Raw genomic sequence first — 12,123 nt, forward strand, 5'->3', positions numbered from 1 at the left:
CGACCACCGAGCTCAATGAGCACCTGCCATCGGGTATATTCGTCTGTATCTTCGACAACCAATGGATGAGTAATTTAGATTTTTTTCGCTTCTACCGCCCACTTCAACGATGTGCTGGTCGGCAGTTGGTGATTTCGCCAACTCATTCCTGATCTCACATCCAGGCGCCCGCGGAGCATTCTTTTCGGGGAGTTTCAGCCGCGACCTGCAGTCCAAGTGACACATGCCAATGCCGATGCGCGGCTTATCTAGGGAAGCAAGGCCTGTGTCCAGCAGGTTCATGGGTGGGCTATCAGCCCGTTATTGTTAATTCAACACAACCACATACTGCGCTCACCGAATCCTTGGATGTCCGGATTCCGGACACTCATTACCTAACAGTTGCCAACCACTCTCCAAGGCGTAAAATCCTAACAACTAGCTCCGAGCACAACTTTGGGCACCGATCAAATATTCTATTTCCGGACAATGAAGCCCTATCAGCCTTGTGCTCAAAAGTAGCGGTGCTCTCCGAAGGCTGTGGTCACAGGTTCGAATCCTGTCGGACGCGCCACATTTTCCAGGTCTTACGTGAAAACGTAGGATCTTTTTTATTGGCTGTTTGGTTCTCGATGAACCTGACGGTGATCTTTCGTATGCAATTGATTTTCTTTTTGAGCATCCACCAAAGAAACAGATTTTACGTGCGAGTGGGTAGATGACTCTGATGGCATGAAGGGCAAGCGAGGGAAAACGTCCGAATTGGAGTTGTTACCCCTCACAACTCGTATGATGGCTGGCAACCAATTACGCGATGTGAACGGAATGATGGTAGATGAAAGTGCTTCAGGCGTATGGTATGAAATTCATAACGGCGTTTGCAAGAGATCTGCGCTTAGTTCGCCGTTAATTTGTATAGAGGGACAGCCAAAAGATGCCATTAGCGATGACGGGCAAATAATGAGCGCTTATCTGTATGGATTAGTTCATCGTCCCGATGCCTGCCAAGCGCTACTAAAACGGCTGGACCTCACTAATGGTGAGCGAAACGATTACCAAGCCCAACGTGAAATTGATCGCTTGGCGGTTTGCTGGAAGTCTGCATAGATATCGATGTGGTTATTGCTCTGATTGAGGCTGGCGTTTGGCCATCACGGTAATTTCAACATTACCACCGCCACAGATGTTAGGCGATTCCGTGCAGGTACGGGCAGGGTAGCGACCGGGTTCAAAATGCTCTGAATATACAGAGTCCATATCTTGGATGGCATGTAAATCAGTGAGGTGGATATCCACCCGCAGTATATCCGTCAGGCTGCCACCTACCGTCTCAAGCATGCGTGACAGTGCACGCATGATAAGACGCGTTTCTTCTTTAATATCTCCCCGTGCGGCATGGCCGTTGGAAAGATCAACGACGGTTAGCCCTGAAATAAACACATAGTGGTCATCGATTACCATGTGGCTACCGGGGAAGCTTGGGGTGGGCATGGTAGGGTCATTCATAAATGTGGGCATGCTAGCTCCTTCTAAATACTGATCACGCTTGCGGATAGTTAGGCAGGGTCTAAAAGTGATTATTTATTGTAAAGTGGCTGAGTGGATGTGACCAGCCCAGATAAGGAATAATACCCTAAACTTGGAGAACCTACATGACCACGAGAAAGCTGTACTCAAAGAAATTTGAGCTGGACGCCATAAGTCTTGAGTCGGAGCCGGGATATTCGTGAGCCCACGCGGCGCGAAGTCTGGGGGTCAACCCGAATATGCTGGAGCATCGGTTAAAGGAGCATGAATCGGTCGATGGGCAGGCTTTCAAAGAGAATGGCAAACTGATCGCTGAACAGTTTCTGAACCTATCGTCGCAGAGCGCGTTTACCCATGCCCAAGGACGTACGGGTCGGTGTAGATGAGCATCCTTAGTTAACCATCAGGCCAGCAGCTTTTCGCTTGAACTCAAACGAAAAGAACGTCGTTTTTTGGTCATCAGACACCTCACTTAAGGCGGCTATATTACCACTTTGGTCAATGTCCGAAAACATTGAAACAAAGCAGTTTCCAAGAGCCTAGAAAGCAATTCTTTAGAGAATCAAGAATCATCAATTGAGCCGATGTTAGTCAGTAAATTATTCCTCTTTATACGCTTCAACCAAGTGTGATTGCTGCCAAAGCCGGGCCACCAGCTCTTGAATAAAGGTGCGCACAATGAGCGAGGGGCGTCGGCCTGTTCGGGTAACAACACAAAACGGCGAAACAATCTCAACGAGATCAGGCAGCAGCGCTTTGAGTTCACCCCTCTCTACCCAGTGATTGGCGTAATAGTGGGGTAGATTGCCAATAAAGTGGCCGCTTAAAATTAATAGCGCTTGGGCTTCCATATTTGACGCATGGGCGCCTACTTCTGCATTGGGAAAGCTTTTAAGCTCTTGCAGGTTGGCGTATGGGCGCACCACAAACGGATGATTGATGACTTCTTCTACCGTTAGCTGGGCGCTATCGCGTGCAAACAGTGGATGCCGTTTAGCGCAATAAATCCTGTGCACCTCAGTGTATACTTGACGATGCTGCAAGCCTTCAATTTGTGCCATTTCCGGTAAGATGCCTAGCTGCACTTCACCATTGGCGATCTCGCCGATCAAGCGATCAGGACTACCCACGGTAATATTGAGTCGCGCTTTAGGGTTCTTGCGCAGAAACTCGCCAATCACACCCTGTAGGTCAAGATCCACATCCATAATGGTGTTATCAACCACGCCTAGACGCAGCGTGCCATAAACGGAACTGCGCAGCTCATTCATCTCGCTATCAAAATCGTCCACAGATGCGAGCAACACCTTGGCACGCTCATACACAATGGTGCCCCGCTCGGTTAGCTCAAACCCCTGCCGACCCCGGCGGCATACGGTAAACCCTACCCGCTCTTCAAGTGCGCGGATATGAAAACTGACTGCGGACTGGCTCATATGCAGCGCAGTTTGCGCACCCGCAAACCCTCGATGCTCGGTCACAGCATGAAATACAGAGAGACTTTTAAGATCAGCGGCAGAGAGTTTCATCGGCATGCTCTACGTTAGTGCAATTAACATCAATAAAACGGGTATATACATCCGAATATAACGATTTTATTGTTACATAATTCCTGATTTACTCAAAGAGTTGTTCAGCAGGCCTTTGCCGCTGATTCGAGTATCACTACCCTGAGGAGCATCCCCATGCAACGTATACCGACCATTATCGCTGGCCTTCTACTCAGCGCCAGCTTCGCCACTCCGGCCCACAGTGATTTACTCGACGACATTCGCTCAGATGGCACTTTTACCGTCGGCACCGAAGCGCGCTACGCTCCGTTTGAATACGTTGAAGATGGCGAAATTATCGGCTACTCCGCCGATATCATGAAACACATCATGGTAGAGCTTGAGGGCGTCGAGTTAATCCGCATGGACCTTCCCTGGCAAGGTATTCTGCCGGGCTTAGAGCGCGAGCGTTTTGACTACGTAATCACCTCGGTCACCGCTACCCCAGAGCGCATGGAACGTTATCACCTCAGCGCCCCAATTGCTGATGCCACCATGGCAATTCTTAAGCGAGCAGGCGAAGAGGGCATCAGCTCACCTGAGGATATCGCCGGCAAAGTAGCCGCTGCTCAGGTGGGTTCCGCACAGCTGGAAGCGCTAGAGGCATTAGCAGCACAGCTTGAGGAAGCGGGCACCCCCGTTGCCAACATCCGTACTTACACAGGTGTTGACGAAGCCTACGCTGAGCTGGGAACCGGCCGTGTCGATGTGGTGATCGCTAGCCTACCCAACCTGCTCGAAGCAGAGCGAACCCGCCCCGATGTATTTGAAGTGGTTGGCACTTTCGGTAATCCCGTTTATTTCAGCTGGGCGGGACGTAATGACGAAAAGAGCGCGACGCTTAATGCCTTTATGGATGAGCAAATTCGACGCCTCAATGAAGACGGCACTCTGGAAGAGCTACAAATAAAATGGTTCGGTGGCCCGATGGAGCTGCCTTTAGAACTGCCAGCGGCCGAGTAAAACGGCGCGGGGTTCGCTAAGCCGATCCACTTTTTTTTGCAGGTGCTACATGTTTGAGATTCTACTCAACCACTACCCTGTGCTGTTCAAAGGTTTGGCCACCACGTTGGTGGTCTCACTTTCCGCCATCGCATTAGGACTGGTATTGGGTGTTTTACTGGCCTTTGGTTTGACCAGCCGGTATCGCCTAGTGCACTGGCCCTGTGGGCTTTACCGCAGCTTTTGGCGTGGAACCCCCATCTTGCTGCAACTACTGCTGGTCTATTATCTGTTGCCTGAAATTGGCATTGAAATAGCGTCTATTTTGGCCGCCATTTTGACCTTAACGCTTAATACCGCTGCCTTTCAGGCAGAAATCTTTCGCAGCGGCATCAGCCATATTCCCACTGGGCAAATAGAAGCGGCACGCATGGCGGGTATCTCCGCTTGGCACACCCGAAGGCGCATTATTATGCCCCAAGTGTTTCGTCTTACCTTGCTGCCTTTAACCAACGAGGTCATCACAATTGTCAAAAATTCATCGCTGATCTCGGTGATCGCGGTCACCGAGCTGATGCGGGTCAGCGAACAAATCGCTTCACGCACCTTTCAGCCGCTAGAAACCTACCTTGCCGCTGCAGTGCTTTATCTCGCGGTCAACCTGGTGCTAGCACGTCTCAGCGCTTATTTAGAACGCCGCATGGTCGGCGGCCTAGCCACCGAATAGGGGAATGTCCGCTATGTTTGATATTGCCCTGCTATGGGAAGCGCGAGGCCTGATTCTGCAAGGCTTGTGGAACACGCTGTGGATCTGTTTTTTTGGCTGTCTACTCGCACTTTCTTTAGGCATGGTGCTCGCAGCACTACGGCTCACTAATCCGCGCATTTTCGGCTACCCAGTAGCCTGCTATGTAGAAGTGTGCCGTGGCATTCCGCTGCTCATCCTGCTGTTTTTACTCTATTACGGTGGCCCCAGTATTGGCCTTCGGTTAGATGCCGAGATCGCCGGTGTCGCGGGCATCGGCCTCTATGGCGCAGGTTACTTTGCTGAAATTTATCGTGGTGGCTTCAAGTCGATTCCTAAAGGTCAGCTTGAGGCGGCGCGGATGCTTGGCATCTCCCCTTGGCACGCGCTAATACGTATTCAGGTTCCACAAATGGCGCGTTTAATCGTACCGCCTGGTACCAATCAGTTGATCATTCTGGTGAAGGAATCCGCCCTTATCTCGATTATCTCGGTAGACGATCTGACCAAAAATGCCACCACAATCGTTAACCAGACGTTCCAAGTGATCGAGCCCTACCTGGCGGTCGCGCTGCTCTACTGGCTAATCATTGAATTGATTGCCCGCAGCGGCTATGCACTGGAAAAACACTTAGCCAATCGTCAACCGCGTCAACTGCGTCAACAAGGAGCTACCCCTCATGCCAATGGTTGAAACGCTCTCGCCGCCATCGCTTACCCGTCAAAAGACAATGGTTGAGGCACAAGGTATCAGCAAGCAGTTTGGCAATTTGGAAGTATTGACCACCATCGACTTCCGCCTCGCCTCTTCTGAAGTGGTCTGTGTAATTGGTCCTTCCGGTTCCGGCAAATCGACCCTGCTACGTTGCCTGGCATTTTTAGAGCCCTATGACCATGGCAGCGTCTACATCGACGGCCAACTATTGGGCTACGAAGACCGCGGCGGCAAGCGCGTCCGCACTAGTGAGAAGCGTGTAGACCAAGTGCGTGCCTCAGTCGGCATGGTGTTCCAGCACTTTAATCTATGGCCGCATCGCACCGCGCTTGAAAACGTGACCGAGGCGCTGCGCTTAGTCAACGGTTTGTCCCGTCGCGAAGCCGACGTAGAAGGCATGGCCATGCTAGAGCAGGTTGGCCTTGCCGATCGTGCCGGGCATTTCCCCGAGAGCCTTTCCGGCGGTCAGAAGCAGCGCGTAGCCATCGCCCGGGCGCTCGCCATGAAACCCAGGGTGATGTTCTTCGATGAACCCACCTCGGCGCTTGACCCTGAGCTGGTCGGCGAAGTGCTAGATGTGATGAAGAAGCTTGCCGCCGATGGAATGACCATGGTGATCGTCACCCACGAGATGGGCTTCGCAGCTAAAGTTGCCGACCGCGTGATCTTTATGGATCAAGGTCGCGTGGTGGAGAGTGGCCCGCCCACCACGCTGTTCCGACAGCCAAAAAGCGAGCGCCTTCAGCAGTTTTTGAATACCTGGCGCGAGCGCCATATTGATTGACGCAAGGGTTAAATGCATCGGTTAGACCACATTATAAATACATATGGAGAATCCTATGAGTTCTGAAACACGCTTTGATCACGCTCGCATTGAGCAACTGCCACGCAGCAACAGTGAGCCCTGCGGTCACAATCACACGTTAGAAAATCCGATCTCTACCGATGGCACCCCAGTGCTCGGCGAGCGCTACGAAGTTGCCGCACGTGGCGGCCGAGCAGTACGATTAAAAGCAGGGCAAACCATTAGGATCATCAACACTCACGGTACTCAAGTGTGCGATGCCTGGGCATTTAGCACCGACAATCTCAACGAATTTATGTCATGGGAACACGGTCGTGCTTGGTTGAGCGGGCTGATTCCCCACGTAGGCGACCCACTAATGAGTAATCGTCGCCGCCCGATCATGACGCTCACCGCCGACACCTCGCCGGGTATCCACGACACGCTAATGGCGGCCTGCGACCTGTTCCGCTATATGACCTTGGGGGTAGAGGGCTACCATGATAACTGCGCCGATAACCTGCGCTTGGCCATGCGAGCGATTGGCACTGAAGTATCCGAGGTACCACAGCCGTTCAATCTTTGGATGAATATTCCGGTTAACGCACAGATGAAAGTCGACTGGTGTCCACCGGTTTCCAAACCAGGTGACTATGTTGAACTACGCGCTGAAATGGACTGTGTTGTAGCCATGTCCGCCTGCCCACAGGACATCATTCCCATCAATGGGGCTGACTGTGTGCCAGTCGAGGTGCATTTCGAAGTTTACGAATAGAAAACATACATGGAGAGCCTGATGCAGACACACATCAACTACGAAACCGATTGCCCCATCATTGATATTGCAGCTATTGCGGCAGCAGTAAGCTCGGAACGTCTAGCCAATGACCTAGCAACGGTAGCTATGTTCGGCGGACGCTCGGATGGCGGTGTGGCCCGCCTGGCACTTGATCGCAACGACACCCGAGCGCGACTGTGGCTAATCGAGCAGGCCAGCGCGCTGGGGGCGAAGGCAAGCGTAGACGCAATCGGCAACGTGTTTCTTGATGTTCCCGGTAGCGAACACGAGCTGGACCCCGTGGTTACCGGTAGTCATTTGGATAGCCAACCGACGGGTGGTAAGTACGATGGCGCGCTGGGCGTACTGGCTGGGCTTGAAGCCCTGCGAGCACTTAAAGATGCGGGCTTTACTCTCCGCCGGCCGCTCTCTTTAGTGAGTTGGACCAATGAAGAGGGCGCGCGCTTCTCGCCCGGCACATCAGGCTCGGCGGTCTTTTGCGGCGTGCGCAAGCTGGATGAAACACGCTTGCTTGAAGACAGCGACGGCGTCAACCTTGGAAGTGCGTTAGATACTTGCTTGGCGGAACTGGACGCTGCGGGGGTGGCCCGTCGCCCGCTGGCAACGCCCATGCACGCTTTTATTGAACTGCATATTGAGCAAGGCCCTATATTGGAGCGTGATGGCGCTTCAGTGGGTGTAGTGGAAGGTATTCAGGGCGTCAGTTGGTTTCAAGTAACGGTGACGGGAAGCGCTAACCACGCTGGCACTACCCCGCGTGCCCAGCGCCGCGATGCATTCGAAGGTGCCTGCGCCTTGGCAACGGCGCTACGGAAAGCCACTTGGGACGATGAAGACCGCGTGCGTTTTACCATTGGCACGTTTTCGGTCAGCCCTGGATCAGTGAACACGATTCCTGACCAAGTCACCTTCAGTATTGATTTACGCCACCCTGAAACGGAGACCCTCAAAGCGCTGGAAGCCACGTTTAATCAACTTTCTCAGCAAACCTGGGCCGGTTGTCGCGCAACGCTGATCCCGCTATCACGGGTTGAACCGGTTGCTTTCCCGACAACCCTAACGGCACTACTTGATGACACCGCACACGAGCTGGGCATAACAGCACCGCACTTAGTATCCGGTGCTTTTCACGATGCCATCCATCTTGTCAAACACTGCCCAACGGCAATGATATTTATACCTTGCCGCGATGGCCTCAGCCATCACCCGGATGAGCATATCGAGCTAGACGATGCCGTTGTGGGCACTCAACTGTTAGCCGCCAGTTTGGCAAGATTGACCTGTTAAGAAAAGAGCAATGACCAGGGGCACAGACGGTGCCTTGAAGGGACTTGAAATTGCTCTGGTCAGGATTCACTTTGACGGTGGAGTTAGTAATCGCCCTGGCACCCACCACGGCCCACGAAAAATTCGCAATCAATCAACCATAATGCGCGGTCTGCATCACCTTACCCGGTTAGACCCGTTTGCCCAGCGGCACATTGCCGATATCGGCAATGTGCGCTTTTCATTTATCTACCACTTTGAGTAAGTTTCCAATGATATTGCCGCTTGCTACAGCGTCGTTCACCAAGCAAGTGTTATCCCGCTTAGCTCCGGTGGCGACCATTCAATCACCTACCCCATCTTGCCTGGTTTAGCAGCCGATGGTCCGGCCTGGTTGATCCATATCTATGCCCATGCTGAAACCTGGGACGAGTTTCATCGCTCGAAATTTCAGCACGGCGGCCCGGTTTAAGTTAATCAACTAAAACCATAAACTGCGATTCTCAGAATCGTCTATGTCCAATTTTCGGACACTCAAATCGTAACGCTTGCGAACAAACTAGCAACGCACAAACTCTGTAAATAGGTGGTTAAAGGCACTGATCAAAAGTTCCATTTACAGATAATCATTTCGTATCAGTTTTGTGCTTAAAGTTGTCGTTAATCGGTCAATATTTTGATAAAAAGGCATTTTTATATTACAAGTTACGTTCTAAGTATCTGATTTTAATTACTTATATAGATTTAGCTCTCTTACAAACGCACTGTAGCGGTACTCTCCGAAGGCAGTGGTCACAGGTTCGAATCTTGTCGAGCGCACCATATTTGCAAGGTCTTACGTGGAAGCGTGAGGCCTTTTTTATTGGCTGTACCCAAACGGTGCCCTGGGAGTGTTCAAAATTCTAAGCTGCTTTTTCTTAATCCTGAAGCTACGACCCCTGCCCTGAATGTGGAAACTCCCCCCTGTCGGGCACAGTTTTCACCAGCTCAACCAATCACAACTTCATCGTAAAGCAACCAACCACACTGAGTTCGTCTTGAGATTGAAAACGAAGTGATAAGATCACTATCGTTTCAATAAAAGCCAAATCGCTTGAGCATCGATTGCCTCCGTCCCTTTCGCCTAAAAGCGGTCGTTTTATGGCCATCAGACACCTCGTTTATGATGGCAATGCTACCACCTACGTTAGTGTCCGGAATTATCGAACCACTACAGTTGATCACTACACACTCACCAACACCCGGATTCGGCGCAGGAAAAGGCGGCAAGGCAGGCCTGCACATCCTGACGTTGCACGCTGATGCACTGGAACATCCCCGGATCACCTGACCAGTAGTGGTCTTGTCCGGAGCTACCAGGCGGTTGACTAATAGTTCGACGGAAAGAGTGCACGCAGTGCCTCATCGTCCCGTTCTTTCTTGAACGGGTGGTCAGCGCCGACCAGTCTTGCGCGACTCGCCGCTGGCCGGTCTTCGACAACCTCGAACCAACGCTTGATATTGGGAAATGCCGCCAGTGGATTATCATCGCCTGAAAATACACGACCCGCCATGCTGATCCAGCCCCAGGCAGACATGTCAGCGATAGAATAGTCATTCCCAACGATGTATTCCCGGCCGTTAAGGTGAACTTCCAGTACCTGGTAGTGACGTTCGGCTTCCCGACGATAGCGGTTAATAACGTAGGGTAGTTTTTCCGGCGCCGCGAGTTGAAAGTGCACCGCCTGACCGGAGAAGGGACCAAGACCCGTACCGATGAAAGAAAGCCAAGACAACAGTTCCCCGCGATCTTCTGGCGCGCTATTAAAGCGCCCGGTTTTCTCGGCGAGATACAGTAAAATGGCGGTGGAATCGAAAACACGCACGGCGTTTCCACCCGGGCCGTCAGTATCCACAATCGCGGGCACCTTGCCATTAGGGTTGATGGCGCGGAACTCAGAGGTGTGTTGCTCGCCCTTGCTGGTGTCGGTGGGTACTACCTCGTAATCCAGACCGGCTTCTTCCAAGAAGAGCGCGATCTTGGCCGGATTGGGGGTCGGATGGAAATAAAAACGGATCATTTAAGAAAGCTCCCGCTCTGGCTGGCTGAATTTTTTTGCGGCCAGAGTCTATTGTTGACCTAAGTTTTTGATCAATCGTTCTAAGAAAAGTTAGGTAACCAAATTCTGGGAGACCCGAGGCCAGCCAAAACTTCGGGAGTGTCCAGCCCGCGGAGCGTGCGACGGGGGAGCCTGACATTCAGTTCCCCTTAAACCCCGCGCCTAACGCATGCTACCGAGACATAGGTATTTGAGTTCCATGAACTCATCCAAGCCGTATCGTGAACCTTCCCGGCCAAGTCCGCTTTCCTTAATACCGCCAAAGGGGGCCGCCTCTGTAGAAATAATCCCGTCGTTGATACCGATCATGCCAGTTTCAAGAGCTTCAGCCACATGCCATATACGTCTTATATCATTACTGTAGAAGTAGGCAGCTAAACCAAACTCCGTGTTATTGGCCATGGCGATCGCCTGCTCTTCAGTATCAAACCGAAACAGCGGCGCCACTGGGCCAAACGTCTCTTCACTGGCTATCACCATTTCCTGCGTCACATCCGTAAGGATGGTAGGCTCGAAAAATGTCCCGCCAAGCGTGTGTGCCTGCCCTCCCAAAACGACTTTCGCTCCCTTAGTCGTTGCATCAGAAATATGCCGCTTAACCTTGTCCAGAGCTGCCTGATTGATCAACGGCCCCTGATGCGTCTCACCGTCGAGACCTGCACCTACAACCATCTTGCTGACAGCAATCTTTAGTTTCTCAACAAATGCGTCATAGACTCCGGACTGGACATAGATACGGTTGGCGCAGACACAGGTCTGCCCGGTATTGCGATACTTGGATGCCATAAGCCCGTTTACTGCCGCATCAAGATCCGCATCGTCGAAGACGATAAACGGGGCATTGCCGCCCAGTTCCAGGCTCACTTTCTTGACAGTGCCGCTAGCCTGGCGCATCAGCAACTTACCAACCGGCGTTGAGCCGGTGAACGATACTTTGCGAACGATCAGGCTCGTTGTTAACTCCTCACCCACCTCCGGCGCTCGGGCTTTAGAGCAGGTTATTACATTGAAAATTCCTGCTGGAACTCCCGCCTCCGCTGCCAGCACCGCCAACGCGAGGGCGCACAAGGGTGTATCTTCCGCAGGCTTAACGACAACAGGGCAACCCGCTGCAAGCGCGGGCGCTACTTTGCGAGTAATCATCGCCACTGGAAAGTTCCACGGCGTGATGGCTGCTACTACCCCTATAGGCTGCTTGATAACAATAATTCGCTTATCCCGACCGTGACCCGGAATAACATCGCCATAGGCTCGCTTGGCCTCCTCGGCAAACCACTCGATAAAACTCGCCCCATAGGCCACTTCGCCCCGTGCTTCCGCAAGTGGTTTACCCTGTTCGGCGGTCATCAGCCGTGCCAGGTCTTCCTGATGATGCATCACCAGATCAAACCATCGGCCAAGGATACCCGCACGCTCCTTGGCTGTTCGTGCGCGCCATTCCGGCCATGCAGCCTCCGCAGCTCGAATTGCCAACGCCGTGTCTTCCGCATCCATGTCCGGCACAGTGGCCAAGCACTCTCCATTGGCAGGATTGATAACCGAGAAAACTTCACCGGATTGGGCCTGAACCCAACTTCCGTTAACGTAAGCACTTTCACACAAGAGTTTCGGGTTCGCTAAACTAATAGTCATTACAGTCCTCACAAGGGAGATTCAACGTTTCCAAAGCAAATAGTTTTCAATCATGTCTGCTCCTGCAGCGATGATTCCAGGCCAG

At 52.2% G+C, this 12,123-nt stretch carries 10 protein-coding genes and 2 pseudogenes; 8 read left to right on the forward strand and 4 right to left on the reverse strand.

The window, feature by feature from the left end; genetic code table 11:
* Window positions 1-696: 696 nt before the first annotated feature.
* Window positions 697-1,086 (forward strand): annotated as a pseudogene (locus ABA45_RS10535) (cobyric acid synthase); the annotation flags it as partial.
* A gap of 12 nt (window positions 1,087-1,098) precedes the next feature.
* On the opposite strand, the gene ABA45_RS10540 reads toward ABA45_RS10535, so the two are convergent.
* Both ABA45_RS10540 and ABA45_RS10545 read right to left on the reverse strand, forming a co-directional pair.
* On the reverse strand, window positions 1,099-1,497 hold the full coding sequence (locus tag ABA45_RS10540) for a RidA family protein (protein ID WP_048385959.1): 399 nt from the start codon (window positions 1,495-1,497) through the stop codon (window positions 1,099-1,101).
* A gap of 608 nt (window positions 1,498-2,105) precedes the next feature.
* The gene (locus ABA45_RS10545) at window positions 2,106-3,035 is read right to left on the reverse strand and encodes a LysR family transcriptional regulator (protein WP_014871530.1); all 930 of its coding nucleotides are present in this window, start codon (window positions 3,033-3,035) and stop codon (window positions 2,106-2,108) included.
* A 156-nt stretch (window positions 3,036-3,191) separates the two neighbouring features.
* On the opposite strand from ABA45_RS10545, the gene ABA45_RS10550 reads away from it, so the two are divergent.
* The 7 genes and pseudogenes from ABA45_RS10550 to ABA45_RS19400 all read left to right on the forward strand — a co-directional run bounded on the left by ABA45_RS10550 (window position 3,192) and on the right by ABA45_RS19400 (window position 8,779).
* Window positions 3,192-4,019, forward strand: coding sequence for a transporter substrate-binding domain-containing protein (locus tag ABA45_RS10550; RefSeq protein ID WP_048385963.1), 828 nt, complete (start codon window positions 3,192-3,194; stop codon window positions 4,017-4,019).
* A gap of 49 nt (window positions 4,020-4,068) precedes the next feature.
* Entirely contained in the window at window positions 4,069-4,725 is a 657-nt protein-coding gene (locus tag ABA45_RS10555) for an amino acid ABC transporter permease (protein ID WP_048385965.1), read from the forward strand.
* Window positions 4,726-4,738: 13 nt separating this feature from the next.
* Window positions 4,739-5,437 (forward strand): amino acid ABC transporter permease, encoded by a 699-nt coding sequence (locus ABA45_RS10560; RefSeq protein ID WP_084708325.1) that lies wholly within the window; start codon window positions 4,739-4,741, stop codon window positions 5,435-5,437.
* Entirely contained in the window at window positions 5,424-6,242 is an 819-nt protein-coding gene (locus ABA45_RS10565) for an amino acid ABC transporter ATP-binding protein (RefSeq protein ID WP_048385967.1), read from the forward strand. Before ABA45_RS10560 ends, ABA45_RS10565 begins: the two co-directional genes overlap by 14 nt.
* Before the next feature lie 55 nt (window positions 6,243-6,297).
* Window positions 6,298-7,017, forward strand: a complete 720-nt coding sequence (locus tag ABA45_RS10570) for a DUF1989 domain-containing protein (RefSeq protein WP_048385969.1) — start codon at window positions 6,298-6,300, stop codon at window positions 7,015-7,017.
* Between the two features lie 21 nt (window positions 7,018-7,038).
* Window positions 7,039-8,328 (forward strand): M20 family metallo-hydrolase, encoded by a 1,290-nt coding sequence (locus ABA45_RS10575; protein ID WP_053076172.1) that lies wholly within the window; start codon window positions 7,039-7,041, stop codon window positions 8,326-8,328.
* Between the two features lie 10 nt (window positions 8,329-8,338).
* A pseudogene (locus ABA45_RS19400) lies at window positions 8,339-8,779 on the forward strand (arginase family protein).
* Between the two features lie 895 nt (window positions 8,780-9,674).
* On the opposite strand, the gene ABA45_RS10585 reads toward ABA45_RS19400, so the two are convergent.
* On the reverse strand, window positions 9,675-10,367 hold the full coding sequence (locus tag ABA45_RS10585; protein ID WP_048385971.1) for a glutathione S-transferase family protein: 693 nt from the start codon (window positions 10,365-10,367) through the stop codon (window positions 9,675-9,677).
* 201 nt (window positions 10,368-10,568) lie between these two features.
* Window positions 10,569-12,032, reverse strand: coding sequence for an NAD-dependent succinate-semialdehyde dehydrogenase (locus ABA45_RS10590; protein WP_048388981.1), 1,464 nt, complete (start codon window positions 12,030-12,032; stop codon window positions 10,569-10,571).
* Window positions 12,033-12,123: the final 91 nt, after the last annotated feature.

The sequence above is a fragment of the Marinobacter psychrophilus genome (assembly GCF_001043175.1).
GTDB lineage: Bacteria > Pseudomonadota > Gammaproteobacteria > Pseudomonadales > Oleiphilaceae > Marinobacter > Marinobacter psychrophilus.